Origin of the sequence: Pseudomonas sp. D1-36 (assembly GCF_051132205.1) — a bacterium.
GTDB lineage: Bacteria > Pseudomonadota > Gammaproteobacteria > Pseudomonadales > Pseudomonadaceae > Aquipseudomonas.
Map to the genome: position 1 here is coordinate 1,283,874 of NZ_CP071674.1, position 17,370 is coordinate 1,301,243.

General features: G+C 61.2%; 8 protein-coding genes. 2 read left to right on the plus strand and 6 right to left on the minus strand.

The window, feature by feature from the left end; all coding sequences use genetic code 11:
- Positions 1-71: 71 nt before the first annotated feature.
- Together J3P76_RS05705 and J3P76_RS05710 are read right to left on the minus strand one after the other, a co-directional pair.
- Complete coding sequence (locus J3P76_RS05705) at positions 72-569, minus strand: CS1 type fimbrial major subunit (protein WP_434607504.1); 498 nt, start codon at positions 567-569, stop codon at positions 72-74.
- Positions 570-647: 78 nt separating this feature from the next.
- A complete protein-coding gene (locus J3P76_RS05710; protein ID WP_434607502.1) occupies positions 648-1,403 on the minus strand; it encodes a hypothetical protein in 756 nt (251 codons plus the stop codon).
- 326 nt (positions 1,404-1,729) lie between these two features.
- Between J3P76_RS05710 and J3P76_RS05715 the strand changes: the two genes are divergently transcribed.
- A complete protein-coding gene (locus tag J3P76_RS05715; RefSeq protein ID WP_434627792.1) occupies positions 1,730-2,056 on the plus strand; it encodes a hypothetical protein in 327 nt (108 codons plus the stop codon).
- Between the two features lie 63 nt (positions 2,057-2,119).
- On the opposite strand, the gene J3P76_RS05720 is transcribed toward J3P76_RS05715, so the two are convergent.
- The gene (locus J3P76_RS05720; protein WP_434607498.1) at positions 2,120-3,454 is read right to left on the minus strand and encodes a sigma-54-dependent transcriptional regulator; all 1,335 of its coding nucleotides are present in this window, start codon (positions 3,452-3,454) and stop codon (positions 2,120-2,122) included.
- Positions 3,447-5,213: a sensor histidine kinase gene (locus tag J3P76_RS05725; RefSeq protein WP_434627789.1), complete on the minus strand. Its 1,767-nt coding sequence runs from the start codon at positions 5,211-5,213 to the stop codon at positions 3,447-3,449. Before J3P76_RS05725 ends, J3P76_RS05720 begins: the two co-directional genes overlap by 8 nt.
- Positions 5,214-5,417: 204 nt before the next feature.
- Between J3P76_RS05725 and J3P76_RS05730 the strand changes: the two genes are divergently transcribed.
- Complete coding sequence (locus tag J3P76_RS05730; RefSeq protein WP_434701655.1) at positions 5,418-9,911, plus strand: NEL-type E3 ubiquitin ligase domain-containing protein; 4,494 nt, start codon at positions 5,418-5,420, stop codon at positions 9,909-9,911.
- On the opposite strand, the gene J3P76_RS05735 is transcribed toward J3P76_RS05730, so the two are convergent.
- A complete protein-coding gene (locus tag J3P76_RS05735; RefSeq protein WP_434701656.1) occupies positions 9,904-12,744 on the minus strand; it encodes an RHS repeat-associated core domain-containing protein in 2,841 nt (946 codons plus the stop codon). The two genes, J3P76_RS05730 and J3P76_RS05735, sit on opposite strands and share 8 nt — an antisense overlap.
- The gene (locus J3P76_RS05740) at positions 12,741-17,162 is read right to left on the minus strand and encodes a SpvB/TcaC N-terminal domain-containing protein (protein WP_434701657.1); all 4,422 of its coding nucleotides are present in this window, start codon (positions 17,160-17,162) and stop codon (positions 12,741-12,743) included. The genes J3P76_RS05735 and J3P76_RS05740 overlap by 4 nt, the downstream gene beginning before the upstream one ends.
- Positions 17,163-17,370: the final 208 nt, after the last annotated feature.

Consider the following 17,370-nt stretch of genomic DNA (forward strand, 5'->3'; position numbering starts at 1 on the left):
CAGGGCCTTGACGAAGGAAAAGGGAAGCACGACGGCGCCGTACTTCCCTCTTGAGGAAAAACCGGCGGTGCTTACGGCTGCTGGGTCAGTACCAGGCTCACGATGCCTTCGTAGCGACCGGCATTGGTGATTGCGCCAGCTGTTGTCTGACGGATGTCCAGAAGTTGCTCGACCGAGCCGCCGGTGGCGTCACCGCCAGGGAACAGGTCGGCGGCGGGCAGCGTGACGCCAGTGGTGTTCAGCGCTCGTCCGCCATAGCTGACGCTCAGCGGGATGCCGGTAGCGGCGGGGTTGGTCATGTTGGCCAGGACCGGATTGGTGATCAGGCGCAAGGTCATGTCGTTGTCGGTGTCATTGCTGTAGATGCGCGTACCCAGCCGAGTCGGTTGCAGACCGGCACCTGGCAGATAAGCCATCTCCATGGACGCCGGCAGCGGGCTGCCGTCCGACTGGAGGATCTCCAGGGTCGGGTCGACATCGGCGTAGACCAGCAGGCTCTTTTCCACCGCCATGGCGGGCAGCGAGGTCAGGGCGGCCAGTGCCAATGGGGCGAATTTCATCAATTTCATGGGTGTTCCTCTTTTGCTGTGGGTGAGCGGGGGCCCAACCACGTGCGCTGCACGTAGCTCGGGTCAATAACGTTGGGGTTACGGCTGAATGGCGAGGGTGCGCGGACGCCTGTCGTCGCTGGTCACGAAACGTACGATGACATTGCCGTTCGAACCGGGGGCGGAGACAGGCAGGGTGTTGCCGGGATACAGGCTGCGGTTGATATCATTCCAGATACAATCCTTCTCACCCGCCATGTCGGTGCAGCGACCGACCTGCAACACTCCGACGCGAAGAGTGCCGTCGTTGCGCAGCTCATTGCCCTTGGGTTGCAGCTTGATGCTGGTGCGGCGCTCGTCGGGTAGTAGCCGTACCAGGGCGCCCCAAACCAGGTTGACGCCGACTTTCGGCTGCACGCCTGACTGTTCCAGGACGTCTTCGTCGATCAGGTCGGGCGCTCCCACCGGCTCGAAATAGACTCGGTAGACAGTTTCCTCGGTGGGCATCGATTGGGCGATGATCCGGACCGTGCGACTGGCGCCGGGAGCCAGTACCGTGCGTTGCGGCGAAACCACGATGCCCAGCGCATCCGCCGGCGACAGCGGGCTTTCATGTTCGTCCGGCGTGCCGGGGCGCTGGATCTGGGTGACGCTGACCTTGATGTACTGCACCTTGTCGGACTTGGAATGGAGTTGGATCTGGCCAATGCCGTCCTGCTCGGTCCCGATGGTACTGTTCATCGGGTAGACCACCATATTCGCGACTGCCGGAAACGACAGGGTGACAGCGAGTGTCATGAGCGCCAACTTGCCCAGCACAGTCCAGCGACGGGTAAACGTTTGATTCGAATGCATTTCAGACCTCAAACAGCGAAGATGTACGGTCAACGTTTCACTGCACTGAGTGCAGCGCGCCTGTTTCAACCAGACCTGTAGAAAAACCGGCGCCTCGACAACGACGCACAGGAACACGCGTCTTGTTTCTTTTCATTTTCAGGCTCCTGCTATTTCCTGTAGGAAATTTCCGGAGTAGATTCATGCTCAATGCACCCAGCGTGCGTGCTACTGCGAAATGGATAGGATTCCGAGTGCGCGCAGTCTCAGCACGGCCAAGGTGCCGATTCCTGTGAGGCGATGATGGTCGTGGTTTATGTCGGCGATTTTGGTGGGATATATCCACCATGTCAATAGTTTTGGTGGAATATATCCACGTTCGCCTGCGCGAAGAGATTGACCGTTGTGGTGTTTCGTTGGCTGCCGCCTCCCGGGCGGCGGGCGAAGCGAGCCCGCAGCGCTTGAAGGAAGTGGTTTGCGGGCGGCAGAAATGCCCGGCCGATCTGGTGGCGAAACTGGCGGCTATCGGAGTGGACGTCCGATACGTCCTGACGGGCGAACGCGTCCAGGCCGCGCCGGCACTGGCGCCTGATGAAGAGCTGTTGTTGGAAAGCTATCGCGCGCTGGATGTGGCGGGGCGCAAGCGCATGATCGCCCGTCTGATCTCGGGTTAGCCGACGGCGCTGGAGGTTCGTGCAAGGCTTGGCGATGGCTTCGCGGCCAGCCGCCACGCCTCCTTAGATGTCCCGCACAAACATTTCCCGACTCAAACCATGCCGCTGCATCTTTTCATTAAAGGTGCGGCGCGGCAGTTGCAGTTCCTCGAGCACGGCTTTTACGTCGCCTTTATGCCGCGTCAGCGCGGCGCGCAGGCATTGGGCTTCGAACGCTTCCTGCTGGGCCGCGAGGGACTGGCCCGGTTCGGTGTCCAGGGCAGGCGGCCGGTCGAGTCCCAGCACTTGGCGTTCGGCGACGTTGGCCAGTTCGCGCACGTTGCCCGGCCAATCGTGGCTGAGCAGATGGCTCAGTTGCGGGCCGTTCAAGGGCACGGCGGGGCGGCCGAGGCGTTCGGCGGCGCCGTGGGTGAAATGCTCGAACAGCAATGGAATGTCTTCGCGCCGTTCACGCAAGGGCGGCAGGCGCAGCTCGGCGATGTTCAAGCGGTAGGCCAGATCCTCGCGAAATCGCCCGGCCCGGGCTTCGTCCAGCAAGTCTGGCTTGGTCGCGGCGATGATGCGCAGGTCCACGTGGATGCTCTGGTTGGAACCCAGGCGTTCGAGCTTCTTCTCCTGCAGGACTCTCAGCAACTTGGCCTGCTGGGCCAGCGGCATGCTTTCGATTTCATCGAGAAACAGCGTGCCGCCGTCGGCGTATTCGAGCTTGCCGATGCGTTTGCCTTGGGCGCCGGTAAAGGCGCCGCTTTCATGACCGAACAGTTCAGCCTCGAACAGCGGTTCGGGGATGGCCGCGCAGTTCAGCGCAACGAAGGGTTTGCTCGCTCTCGGGCCGAAGTCGTGCAGGCAGCGGGCGACCAATTCCTTGCCACTGCCGGTTTCGCCGCGGATCAACACGTTGACCGGCAATGTCGCCAGGTCCAGCACGTGGCGCCGCAGGTTCTGCAAGGCGCGGGAGACGCCCAGCAGCGTGGTGTCGAGCCTGGCCCGAGCGTCGGCCTGCTCGTGCAGGCGGCGGTTTTCCAACACCAGGAAGCGCTTGTCCAAGGCCCGACGCAGGCTGCTTAGCAGCGCTTCGGGGCTGAACGGTTTTTCGAGAAAGTCATAGGCGCCGTCGCGCATGGCTTCCACGGCCATCGGCACGTCGCCGTGGCCGGTCAACAGGATCACCGGCAGGTCCGCGTCGCGCTTGCGCACTTGCGCAAGCAATTGGAGACCACTGAGACCGGGCATGCGTACGTCGCTGAGGATCACGCCAGCGAAGTTGTCCGGTAACCGCGCCAGGCAGTCTTCGGCGCGGCTGAACAACTGCACCTGGAACCCCGACAGGCTCAGCCATTGCTCCACGGCCGTGCGGATGCTGTTTTCGTCATCGACGACTATGACCGAATCAAGCATGCAGCTGCGCCTCCTGATCGATGGGCAAGGTCACGCAGAATACCGCGCCGTTGTCATGATTGTCCGCTGTCAGCCGCCCGCCGGATTCGTGGATGATCGCAAATGAAACCGCGAGCCCCAGGCCGAGGCCATCGCCCACCGCCTTGGTGGTGAAGAACGGGTCGAACACCTGGGCCAGATGTTCTCCGGCGATCCCGGTGCCGCTGTCGCTGACGGTCAGGCGCCACAGTTGTTCATCGGCTTGCAGGCGCACTTCAAGGCGCTTGAGGGGCTGTTCGACCATGGCGTCGAGGGCGTTGCGCAGCAGGTTGATCAACACCTGTTCGAGACGGATGGCATCGCCGCGCACCCACGCCGGACGCGTCAGGTGCAAGACGGTACTGACGTTTTCGTCCCGCAGGCGTGTGTCGAGCAATTGCAGGGCCTGGTCGACTACCGCCGCCAGGTCAAGGCGTTCGCGAAGGCCGCTGGGGCTCTTGCGGGCGAAGGTCTTCAGGTGGCCGGTCAGGGCCGCCATGCGGGTCAGCATGTCGTCCACCGGCTTGAGGGCTTTATAGGCATCGTCGACGCGGCCGTGCTCCAGCAGCAGGCGCAGGGTCGCCAGTTGCATGCGCTGGGCGGTCAACGGCTGGTTGATCTCGTGGGCCAGCGCCGCCGACATCTGCCCCAGCGCCGCCAGCTTGGCCGATTGCACCAGGCCGTCCTGGGCGGTGCGCAATTCTCGGGTGCGTTCGTCCACCAGTCGTTCGAGTTCCTGGCGGCTGCGCTGGCGCAGTTTCGCCAGGCGCCAACGCTGGTTCAGAAACAGCAACAGAAACACCAGCGCCAGCCACAACCCGGCGGCGGCGAGCCCGGCGTTGCGCAGGTCTTCGAAGGCGATCTGTGGTCGACGCAGCAAATGCAGGGTCCAGCCTTCGCCGGCCAACGGCAGGGATTCCCAGAGGTACTGCGCCGTACCCTCGGGCGCCTCGACCCGGGTCAGGTGGCTGTTGTCGTCAAAGCGTCGCAGCGGATCGAAGGCCAGGGGTTGCAACGGTTGCTTGTCGTACTGGCGCGTGGCCTTGAGCTCGGCGCGGTCGCTGTCGGTCAAGGGATGCAGATGGCGATAGCGCCAACCGGGGCGATTGGCGATGAAAATGACCCCGCGCGCATCACTGACCAACAGGGTGTCGCTGCCCTGGCGCCATTCGCGCTCAAGCTCGGGAAACTCGAGCTTCACCACCATCGCGCCGAGGAACTCGCCGCTATCGCCAGTGACCGCGCTGGACAGAAAATAGCCCGGGATGCCGCTGGTCACACCCACCGCATAGAAGCGCCCGGTGCCTTGGGTGCGGGTCTGGAGGAAATAGGGACGAAAGCCATAGTTGTGGCCGACGTAGCTGCTGGGCAACTGCCAGTTGCTGGCGGCGATCGCCAGGCCGGTGTGGTCCAGCAGCTCCAGGGTCGAGGACTGCGCGGCGCCGTTGATTTTTTCCAGCTTGCGGTTCAAGGCATCCTGTTGCGCCGCGCTGACCGGCCCCTTGAGGGCGTCACGCAACTGCGGGTCCAGCGCCAGCACGGCGGGCAGGGCGCGGTAGCGTTCGATCAAGGTGTGCAATGAGTTGGCGTACAGCGCCAATTGCTGGCTCGCGCGGCTGGCGTCTTCTTCCAGGGCCACGCGCTCGGCGTGGCGCACGGCCAGGGTGGCGGCCAGGGCGGCGCCGATGAGGATCAGGGCGATGGCAAGTAACAGGCGCAAGGTACGGGGAGTCGGCAGCATGCAGGCGCGAACCGGTAGAAGTCGGGGCCGAACCATACCATGTTGCTTGCGTGCGCCAAACAGGCTTGGCGTGCTGGCTCCCGATGGTTTTTGTAGCCCGATTGTCCGCGCCGCCGTGTTGTGTCCAGACACAAGTTTCGGCTGGTTCCGACGGGCCGCATCGTTTAGCTTCCCGGGCTCACTTGTCACGGACGACGGCAATACATGACTACCCTGCAAACATTGGTCACGAAGACCTCCCTACTGACCAACCCCCAGCAATGGCTCGTCCATTCGATGCCCGATTGGCTGTCCGGGCTTTCATCACAACAACGCACGGCACTGGCAAAAGCCGTAGGCCCGATACCACCGGGGCTCGCCCAGGCCAGCGCCGCGGATCGGGATCACCTTAAAAGCGCGTTGCAAGCCAGTTGGACATCCCACGGCAAACTGACGCAAATGCTCGGCCGGCTCCGGTCGATCGAGGCATTCGCCGAGCCGCTGTTGGTCGCCGCGTTGAAAAAGCGTTGCAACCTGACGCTGGACGTCAGGCAAACCTATGTGCGGCTCTACATTCCCGAGGGGGTGGCCGTCGCCTACAGGATCCGCACGATTTCCCTGCTGGATGCTGCCCTGCAAAATTTCGAGGCAAAAGAGGCGCGCCCGGGCTACTTCGACGAAGCGTCCTGCTTCATTAGCCAACCCACCGCGAGTGGACAGTTCGATATCTTGTCTGTTGGCTCCACCTTGACCTTGCCGGTGTTCGTCGCGCTTTGCCGGGACTTGGACATTGGCGGGCGCTATCAGGCGTACCTGAAGAGCCTTCTGATTGACGAGCCTGTCGGCAGTGCCGTGGCGCAGGAGTGTTTCCAGAACGATGACAGGGATGCCTTCCGGACGGCCGCGACGTTGGCGCGAATCAAAGGCGATATAAGCCCGCAGGTTTACCAAGCTTTGCAAGGCTTGATGACTGGCCAGCGAAGTGTCAGCCATGGCGGCAAGACGCAGTATTGCCACGACCTTTACCTACTCGACACTCGCCTGACCGGCATCGTGATGATCGCCCCGGATCTTGAGCAGAGCCGGCAAGTCGAACCGGTCGTGGTCTATATCCCTCACGATCCCGAGCATCCGCTAAAACAGTACAGCTCCACGGCGGCGTTCCTGGCAGCGCTGGCCGTTCGATTGCGCGCGCAACGTTACCAGCAGTTTTTCAGCCGCTTCATTTCCCTGGCCCACCGCGAACGTTTTTTCGCCGCGCTGGATGCCCGGTTGTTCAAGGCCCGGCGTGAGCCGGTGGAAAATCCCACGCTGCGGATGACTTGCCGGCGGGTAAAGGACGATCTTTGGGACCATGGGTTCGAACAACGACTCAACCAGATCTTCCAGGACGCTCGCCTGATAGCCGTGCCGACGGGGGACGAAGATCTCAAGTCCCGGTGGGCTCGCTGGGACAGTTTCATGCAGGTGGCCGAGACGGTGCTGGAAATGGCCGCTTTTACGGCAGCGTCGTTTGTGCCGGTACTGGGCGAAGCATTGATGGCCTATACCGCCTATCAACTCCTCGATGACACGTTTGAAGGCATCGTCGATTGGTCCCAAGGCCGACGTGCCGAAGCGGCCGCGCATTTGCTCGGGGTGGCCGAAAACATGGCGCTCATGGGGCTTTTCGTGGCGGGGGGGAAAGTGGTGGGGGCTGTGCGTTCCACGCGGCCTTCATCGTTTGTCGAGCAGATGAAAGTGGTCCAGAGCCACGATGGGCAGTCGCGTCTATGGCACCCCGATCTCGCGCCCTACGAGCAGTCGTTGGACCTCAAGACGAACGCTCGGCCACAAGCCAATGGCCTTTATCTTCATCAGGGACAAGAGGTGCTGTTGCTCGGCGACCGGCCGTTCGTGGTCGAGCAGGCCGCGGACACTGGGCAGTATCGGATTCAACATCCCGTGCGCGTCGATGCGTATGCGCCAAAGCTCGCCCATAACGAGGCGGGTGCCTGGGTTCATGAGGGCGAACGCCCGCTGAGCTGGCAAGGGCCAACACTGATGCGGCGCCTGGGGCACAGCGTCGAGTCTTTTTCGGATGAAACCCTGGAGCAGATCCGTATCGTCAGCGGCGTCGAAGAGGCAAGCCTGCGTCAACTCCACGTCGAACATGCCCGACCTCCGGTGTTGCTGGCCGAAACCGTCAAGCGCTTCCGGGCCGCGCAGGGCAGTCCAACCGGTATCGAGCCGGTCGACGAGGCGGGCAGTGCTGGCGCCCAGGTCTTGCGCAGCGAGTTTCCCCAGTTGCCCCGCGCGGTGGCGGACGAGCTGCTGGTTGACGTCACCGAGGTGGAGCGCCGGCAGATGAGTGAGCGAGGGTACTTGCCTCTGCGCCTGCGCCAGGCGGCCCGTACGGCCATGGGCGAATGGCGAATTGTCCAGGCCTACGAAGGCTTGTATTTGCCCACGAAGGGCAACCCCGACACCTGGCGGTTGGCGTTGCACAGCCTGGAGCATCTGCCGGGTTGGCCGGCGCAGGTGCGTATCGAGATTCGCGACGGGGCGCTGGAGGGGCCGCTGCTCGACAGCGTCGGACCGTCGTCATCGGTGGTGCGCAAGGTGCTCGTGCCGGTGGAAGAAGCGACGCCTGGGTTGTTTGGCGAGCAAGGTAACTCGGTGGACAGTGCCGACGATTTCTATACCGAAATCCTGAGCGCCTTGACCGAGGCCGAGCGTCGGGCGTTGGGTTACAAGCTCGGCGATGGGTCCTTGCTGGGGAAGGCTGTTCAACAAGCGCCGCTAGACCGGACGACGTTTCGCAAAGTCCTTCTGAACGCTGCCGGGACGGCGGAGGATCCACCGATAGTCGCACGTTTGCTCGGGGAGCAACCGGGCTATGGGCGGCTCGATGAGCAATTGCTTGGAACCGGTGATGCGTTGAGTCTGGAGGCGCGGTTCAAGGTGCTGTATCCGGAAGCGTCGACTCAGAGTTTTGCCCGGTTTGTTGAGTCATTCCACTCTGAACAGTTGGCAATACAAAACCTCGTGGGTCGCGAATTGGAGCTTGAGGGGCTGAGCAACTCGCTGGAAAACTGGGTGGCGATCAAGAGGGGCGATGTGGTTGCCATTGATCAGCTCTACCACAAGGGAAAACTCGCTTCGGCGCTCAAGCAGTGTTGGCGGGCTGGAGTGGATACGCCGCCTCAGGGGTATATTCTGAATCTGGATTACTTCTGGTCAAGTAACACTTTCGATTGCTTTCCAACCCTGGAAACGGCGTTCCCCCATGTGAGCGAACTGAAGTGGCGCCATGGCGCGCTGGATACTGATCTGACAGCGTTTCTCGGTTATTTCCCCAATCTCAAGACGCTGGACCTGAGTCATAACGATCTGACGGTGTTACCACGGCTAGAGCCCCATCTTGCAGATTTGCGGGTGTTGGACCTCGCACATAATCAATTGAGTCTCACCGCTCAAAACGTCGCTGACCTGGGAGGCTTGAGTCGCCTTGAGGTGTTGAAGTTGGGCAACAACCCCGCCTTGAACCTGCTGCCCGACATCACTCGCATGTCGGAGCTCGCCATGCTTGACTTGCAACAGACTGGTGTTACTGAGTGGCCGCCAGGTTTACTGACTGTCACACGACCCCGCTCCTTCGAGCTGAATCTGGAGGGTAATTCCATAGACCGTATTCCAGAGGTCACGCCCGGCTCCGAACAGGCCCGGTTGATCGCCCGGACTCGCTTGAGTCGCGACCAGCTTCCAGAAGACAGTTTGCGCCAATTCCAAGGCTATATGCGTTCGGTGGGTTATGACCCGGCGCGCAGCTATCCACCCAAGGGCGAGGAAACCAGCCAATACTGGCTTGAGAGCCTTGCCGATGACGCGCGAGTTTCCCGTCAGCGTACCTGGGACGAGCTTGAGCGCGAACCTGGCGCCCAGGGTTTTTTTGAGATGTTGGAGCAACTGACAGAGGCCGCCGATTACGTCGAAGAGGACTATCGTCCTCAATTGATAGGGCGAGTCTGGAGAATGCTCGACGCCGTGTCCGAAGACGCGACATTGCGCGAGGAGCTGTTCCGCATGGCGATCAACCCGGATTCCTGTGCCGACGCCGGGGCGCAGTTGTTCAACGAAATGGGCATCAAGGTTTTGGTCCATGAAGCGTATCGGGCGAGCGATGCTACTCAGGTCGAGGCCAAGCTGCTGGCGCTGGCCAAGGGCAAGTCGCGGTTGGATCAGGTCAATGAAATTGCCCGCGCGACGATTCAGAATCGATTGCAGGCGGGTGAGACGTTTATCACCCTGGACGAGGACGGGGAGTTCTCGGGAAGCATCGATGAGGTGGAGGTCTACCTGGCGTTCCAGACCGGATTAGCGGAGCGTCTGGGTTTGCCATGGCAATCGCAAGGGATGTTGTTCAGATGTGTTTCCGGCGTGGATGACGCTGCCATGGACCTGGCTTATCAATCGGTCCTGGAACTGGAAACCGGCGACGGATTGGTGGACCAAATCATTGGGCAGCGGTTTTGGCGGACCTATCTTAAAGGTCGGCACCCACACGCCTTTGAGCGCAATGCCTCGGTGTATCAGCAGAAAGCCGAGGCCCTGTTGGATCAGCAAGTCGCGGGCTCGCTTTCGCAAGCCGACTACGAACGAGGCATGAGTGAACTGGCCCATGAACGGAAGGCCTTGTTACGGCAACTGACATTAGATGCGATGGCAGGGCCTAGTTGATGTACGGCCTGGCCAGGTCATTCCACTGTGAATGAGTTGTCTGCACCCATTCGGTCACGATGTCAAATTTCAGCAGATCGTCTGCGGCGTCCGAGGGGCCTCTAAGGATATTGGTGCAGTTGAAGCAGGCGGGAAAGCCTCGACCCAGTTCTCGCTTGCTGCCGGCAATCTTTTGGGTGACGACAATTATCTGCGATGGATCCGTCGCCCCGGTGATGTTCTGCTGGATATTCAGCGCGACGTTCGCGCCGATGCTTTCAGCATGCAGGCCGGGAAGTCCTGCGACCTTAGGAAGGTAGTTGTTGCCCGCACTGATGTGATTTTCGAGCCGCTGTTTGACCAAGGGATGCAACACCGGGGCTTCGTGTTCAATCCCCGTCAAGTTCGTCGGCGTTGGGTTTGATCCCGTGTAGAGTTTCATGGGGCGTTTGGCGTCCCTGAACGTTTCAATGAGCTTGTTTTCCAGGAAAGCTTCGTAACGGGTGATATCTCCAAACTGGAATATGCCCCCCGAGGTCAGGAAATCTTCCTCGGTGTTCTGAACGGGATCACGGGACACCCGAACCCCCTCGGACATAAGTTCCAATGAGTCGGGTAGTGGAATGTTGTAGAGGTCAGTCAAGTAACGGGTTTCGTCAGGGTTATTGCCAGGAATTTCAAAGCCAGCATGGGCACTCAGTATGTCTCTACTGGTTTTAGCGAATAACTCTGCCTCTGGATGTTTTTGGTAATGCTGTTCCCGCGCCTTGAGTTTTTTGGCATTTGAACCCTTGATCTGGTTCTCATCAAACGGGGCATCTCCGCCTTTCAAGATGTGCTGAGTGCGCCGGGTCATCTTGTCCATGAGCTGCTCTCCTTTTATCAGCCCCAGGTTGTCGCTATAGCGAACAGGGTTATTCCCCACCATCGCATACAAATTCAACCCATCCACCGGCCCCGCCGGGTCCGGGTTGATCCAACGCATCATCCATGCTGCGTAATAACGAAACCCGTAGTAATAGAGCCCACTGGCATCGCGCTCCTTGCCGGAATAACGAACGGTCTTGTAACTGGCCTGCACTTGGGAATCCGCCGCCCACCACGCCGTGCCGCCGAAGGGGTAGTAACCTTCATGGCTGATGAGTTGCGCATCCTGGTCCAGTTCCATGACCAACGAGCCCAGATGATCTTCAAGGCAATAGCGCAGTTGGCCTTGTTCGATTTCAGCCGGCCGGCCTTTGACCCAATACAATCCGCGCACGTTGGAGGCAGGGCCTTGGAATGTGCAGACGTGCAGTTCTTCGCTGTCATCCAGGATGCGGATTTCCAGGCCAGGCAAATAACGCACGTCCCGCACATGGACGACGGATGCGGCCTGGGTGGTCTGCCGCTTGTGCATGCGAATGCCCTGAGCGTCGTAGCTGTAGTATTCGGCGTCGTCCTCGGCGTTGTGACGGTGGACCTGGGTCACCTTCTGCAATTGATTGCGCCAGTTCCAGGTCAAGCGTGGTCTGGAGGAGGGCAGGCTCAGTTGATTGCCACCGGCATCGAAGTCCAGATTGTCGCCGGGAGCTGCGTCGCCCTTTTGCCATTGCCGGCAGCGGTTGCTTGACGGGTCCATGGTCAGGCGCAATGTGTGCGCCTGCCCCGGCGTGGCGCTGCTGTGGATCAGTTTCTCCAGATTGCCGCCGTGGTCATACTCGTAGTGTTGGGTGTACGGAGTTCGCAGGGTCAGGTCTGAGGGCGGGACGAGCCCCGGCAATTGCGGTTGCGTACCTGCCCCGGACATTTCCAGTCCCGTGGCGCTTTCCAGGCGATAGAGGCTGTCATACACAAAGGTCCGAACGCCTTCGCTGCGCTGGTTGGCGTGGTAACGCACGACATGGGTGTGATCGGTAATGGAGGTGACATTGCCGACGAGGTCGTAGAGGTAACTCAAGTGTTGGTGGATATCGCTGCCTTTCGTGGCCTTGAGCTCAATCAGATGTCCGCCGGCCGGGTCGTAGGCAAAGGTTGTCTTGCTGCCGTTACCGGCTGTATATGCTTGACGCTGGCCCTCGGCACTGTGTTGGAATTCATGAGCAATCAGCTCTTCAGTCGGGCTGCCGGCCCATTGCAAATGCACGCGCTTGGGTTGGCCGGCCACATCGAACTCGATGCTTTGCTTATGCCCCTTGGCATCCGTCTGGTTCAGGGCTCCCCCCACGGCGTCGTAGCGCCAGCGTGTGTCGTAGCGGGCAGGCTCCAGCAAACGCTCGCGGCCTGCTTCATCGTCCGGCCAGTCGGGTAGCTCCAGCGTGTCCAGGAACCGTTGCCCTTGATCCAGCGGCAAGCCTGCCAGCGAAAAGTCGTCAACGGTGACCAGCCCGGCCGTGTCGTAGTGCTCCACCAATTGACCGCATCGATTGTGCAGGGCGTCTTCGGTCGAACGACTGGCGTAGCGCAGGCGGCCAACCGTGGCCCAGGCTTGGTCCGGGCCGCGCTCGCGGATCAGCGTGGGCCGCAATTGCGAGTCGTATTCGGTTTGCTGCTCGCTGCCACGGGCATCCCAGCTGTGCAGGCGCTGGCCGGCCAGGCCAGGCAGTTCGCAACGCAGCCCAGCATCGATGTTTTCAGTGCGCAGCGGTGTGCCCGACAGACTGTAAATGCTGTGGAGGTTGACGGTTTTCGTGCCGTGGAAGCGAGGGTCCCATTGGTCGACGATGCGTCCGGCGAGGTCATATGCCTGGGCCGTGACCAGCCGTTGGGTTTCGTCGCTGGTCGAACCGCGCAGGTAATCCACCCGCCGTACCGGCCCAGCCCAGCCGTTGAACACCGCCACGACCGGCGTCTTTCGATGAACCTGGGGGGTCATTGGGCTGGCCCCGGATCGGTATCGTTGTAATCGTGATCACACCGGTACCACGGATGGTAGACATGCCAAGCCTCGTGCCCCTTGGCATTGATGACCTTGACCAAGCGTCCGATCGGGTCATAGAACTGCTGGTCGTGATAGCCGTGCTCGCGCAGCGAGGCGTCCTTGATGTAGCGCCAGGCATCGGCGAAGTAGGGGCGATAGACACGGGTCACCAGCCCCTTGTTGTTGTACTCGACCCGTTCGCTGACGCGCCAGCGCGGGTCGGCCTCGTGCTGTATCGGTTTGTCATCGGGGCCCAACAGCAGCGTGCCGTTCTCGGCGACGGCGTAGGCGACGCCGGGCTCCACCAGTTGTTTGGTTTGCAAAGCGCGTCCGAATCCATCGACGGCGCTCAGGGCGATGCGGATTTGTTGCAAGGGGTCGTCCGGGTAGCGATCGGCGCTGAGCACGACACTGTGGGCCGGCTCTTGGGTGGTGGCCTGGATGAGCGCCCACAGCAGTTCTTCGCCGGCGGTGCGGGTTTTAAGCCGGGCCAGGCGCACCCGCGCCGAGGCTCGGATGTGGCCGCTGGGCAGCAGATATCGGGCATTGATCCATTCGTCGCGCTGCGCCGGCAGGACCAGCGACAAATCGAGCTCGCCCATCCAGCTCAGGTTGTCGATGCGCGCTGCGCTGGCGATATCACCCAGGGTGGCTTCGGGGTCCTCGATGGCGTGGCCGGGCGACAAATCATCGGGTGGCTCATAGCCATCGATGGGATAAAAACCTGCGGGGATGCCGTTCTCGGTCCCATGGAAACTGACGCCCAAGGGCACGCCGGAGGGACCATAAAGCGCCTCGCGCACGTTGTCGTTGGCGTCAATGATGCGGCAGGGCAACAGCGAGTGATAGTCGTACTCGACGTGGGTCGCGCAGCCGTCCGGCACAGTGACGGTGATGGGCATCAAGTGAAAAGAGTCGTATTCGGTGCTTGTCAGGCCATGACTCTGGGTTTCTTGCAACGCGCTGATATGGAAGAAGCCTGCGAGTGGCCGGTAGGTGGCGAAACCGACTTTCTTCGACCAGAGATTCCGGGCCTCGTCCTCTTCTGGGTCTTCAGGCAGGAACAGCCTCATCGGCTCGTAGCCGACCATTTCCAGTTGTTCACGGATATCGAACGGTTCGGGCACGACGTCGTAGGCCTCCAGCGCCTGCTTGTCGAACTCGGCCACTTCCAACGGACCGCGCAAGGCTTGGAACGGGGCATCACTCAAGTAGGTTTGCTCCTCGAGAGCGATCAGCACGCGGGCCGTGTTCCAGTGCTCGCTCTCGTGGTGTTCGAGGAAACACTCGTAGCTGACCTGCTGCGGGTTCAGCCCTGCGGGGAGTGAGCCTTTTGGCAATTGGAACCCATTGGTCCGAGCGCGCCAGGGCAGGCCCAGCCGTTGACGCGGCGGTCTTTCTTTCTCGAAAAAGTGCTTATAGGCGGCCAGGCTTTCGGTCAGGTGATACACCTGTTGCTGATCGTCGTGGGCGTCGCGCCACCAGATATCCTGGTCTTCGTCCCCGAAGGGTGGATCGTCCGCCGCGCTCAGGCGCCGCGCGTAGTGGACGACGAAGCCGTGCTCCAGCTGACCGTAGCGGTTCCAGCCGAGGTTGACGATGTGCTGGGTTTGGGGGTCGTTGATAAAACCATCGTATTGATGGCTGATCATTTCCAGTTCCAGTACCTGAAGGCTCTTCTGGCGGTCATGGGGGGAACGCAGTAAATAACGTCGCCGGGCCACTGTTTGGGGCTTGGTCATGTCGGGCGACTCGCCCTCGTGGGTCTCGCTGCGCAGTACGTGACCGCCCAGGGCGTAGGCCATGTCCCGAGCGGTGTCCGGGTCGGAAAAGATAACTTCGTCAGCCTTGTCCTGTTCGTGGAGCCGGGTCAGCAATGTGCGGCCCAGGGGCGGCGCGTCGGGGTCGGCGTCGAAACAGTCCTTCAGGGTTTGGTCGACGGTGCGACCGGTGTGGAACCAGGTCTTGACCAGCACCGGTGCGGTGAAACCGCTGTCGCGCTCAACCGAAGGCAACTCGCTGTCGAGCTGGTACAACCGGCCAAATCCCCGGAACTCACGGTGATAGCCGTCGTAGTCGCCTTCGTAGTAGGTGAAGCGTTGGGTCAGGCAATTTCCAGTGATTTCGTCCTCCTGTTGTTGCCGGGCCACCAGTGGCAAAGCCATGGGCAGGTAGCAGTCCAGCGCTTCGCCCTTCGCCGCGCGCTGAGCTTTTTCGTCCAACCAGAACTGCGCGCTGCTGCGGTGGGCGAGGGTGCTGTTGCAGCCCATGTTGTTGTTGGTGGCGTTAAGCAGGTAGGGCCGCGCGGCGACAAAATCGTAGCGCCAATGGCGCGGTTTCATGTCCGCGCTGTGATGGGGAATACTCAGGAGCAGGCTGGCGCAGCCCAAACCTTGCAGATCGGCCAGGGTGACCTGGCAGAGGTTGTCGTAGCGCATGCCTTGCGGCCAGGGCACCCGCACGGGTGTCTGTTCAAGGCAATTGCCGCCATGGTTCAAGTAGATTTCGAAACAGTCGCTGCGCAGGTAGATCAGCGCCGGCGCGCCGGAACCGTCCAGGTCGGCGATCCGCACCCGTTCGGCGTTGAACTCGGTGTAGGTGAAGGGCAGCGCGCTCATCACAAAGCCCTTGCCGAAACGCCCATGGCCCAGGTTCGGCCAGCACTTGATTTCATTGGAGCGGATACGGCACAGCTCGCTGCTGTCGCTCCCCAGCATGTTGGCGAACAGCACCAGTTCGCTGCGTACATCGCTGAACAAGGGCAGGGTGCTGTCCGGTTCATGGGGAACGTCCACGCCGGCGGCGAACCCGTCCTGGCGCAGGTTGGCGTAGAGCCGCACGCTTTTGGGGCCGACCATCGCCAGGGAGCGCAGGCCGTCGCCGGTCAAATCGCCCAATTGCGCGGCGGGGTGCAGGAACTCCGTGGGGAAGCGCTTGAAGTCGTTGAACGTCGACCAACTGCGGTCCGGGTTGAGCGTGTAGAAACCATTCATGCCGGGTTGGGCGATGACCCAATTGAGGCGGCCATCGCCGCATAGATCGGTCAGCAGTTGCATCACCGGCGTGTTGTCGGCGGCGATTGGAATGTTTGGCAGAAGTGTCCACGGGGTGTAACCGACTTCGTCTGGATCCTCACCGGGGGCGCGCTCGGGCTCGCGGTAGTACCAACCGTTGCTGTAGCGGCATAAAAAGCCGGGAATGCCTTCGCCGTAGAGATCGACGCACTGGTAGCGTCGGCTGTCCTCCAGGGCGGGCATGTTCTCCAGGGCAAAAAAAACCTTGGGTATCAGGTTCGGCTCGAACGCGTTGTATTGGAGTTCTACGGGGGGCGTGTATTCCACCCGATCCCTGGCGTCCCAGTGCTGGTAATGAGCGGCGGTCAACAGGCTGTAGCACAGGGGGGTGCTGGTGTATTCCAACAGCAGCCGGCGCACCAGCGCGGGTTCGTTGTGGGTTTCGGCGGGGAACTGATGGAACATCAACACCTGCTGGCAGAGGCGCCGCGTGCCCACCTCGAAACCATATCGATACACGTGCAACGGGTCGCTGCGCAGTTGCCAGGCGTTTTCGTCCAGGGCCGACCAAGCGGGTTTTTCATCCAGACCGAGGGCTCGTTGGCCATAATCGAACAGCAAGTGGAAGTGCCAGGGGAGGTTCGCCGGGTCTTCATCTTCGAAGCAATACAAGGTTTCGCTGGCCGTGGCGTTGCCGTAGCACACCCGCCGCAGGTAACGCTGGGCACGGTAGTCGTGAGGGCCTTGCGAGGGGCAGGGGTCGGCCTGGTACTCGTAGTAGATGTGTTCGCCCAGGGGGCTGACCTCTTCCAGCAACAGCCACTCGGCGATACGCGAGGGGACTTGCGGGTCGGCAATGCGCGAGTTCGGGCTTTTCCCATAGCAATACACGTGGCCGTTGCTGCCCTGAACTCGCCAAAACGGTGGGATGTTGAAGCTCGTACACAGTTCATAGATGTCGAAGGTGCTTTCGATTCTGGGGTAATAACGCACGACCTCAAAAATATCGTCGCGGACTTTGCGGCTGGTCTGTGCTTCAAGATCCGGCCAAAGATCCACCCCGTCCGGGCCGACCATGACGTCGTCTTGGCTGTAATGCGGGACGCCTTTGCTGGTCTTGCGCCGAATGCTAGAGATCGACAGTTGCATGCCGATGCCGAACACACCGTTGCCGCCCTGGCTGTTGTAATGCAGGGCCAGCGCCGGCGTCAGGTGACGGGCACTCGATATCGGCAGGGGCAACTCGAAGGAAGCGGCGCCCCGCGTGCCGACCGGGCCGAGGCTGTTGCCGAAGGTGGCGATTGACGCACTACCGGCGATTGTTGGCGTGATGATTTGAAGGGGGGCTTGTTCGGCCATTTGTCGTTCATCCCTTTGACCTTGGCCGGGGGCGATTCCCGGCCAGGATGAGGATGCCAAGGGAGAGCGGGGGTGTAACCTGTCAGATCTGACAGGTCGGTGGGTTTGCCCGATGAATAGTGTGCTCAATGACTTTGTGGGAGCGAGCCTGCTCGCGAAAGCGGCGGTACAGCCAACATCTTCACCAACTGACCCACCGCCATCGCGA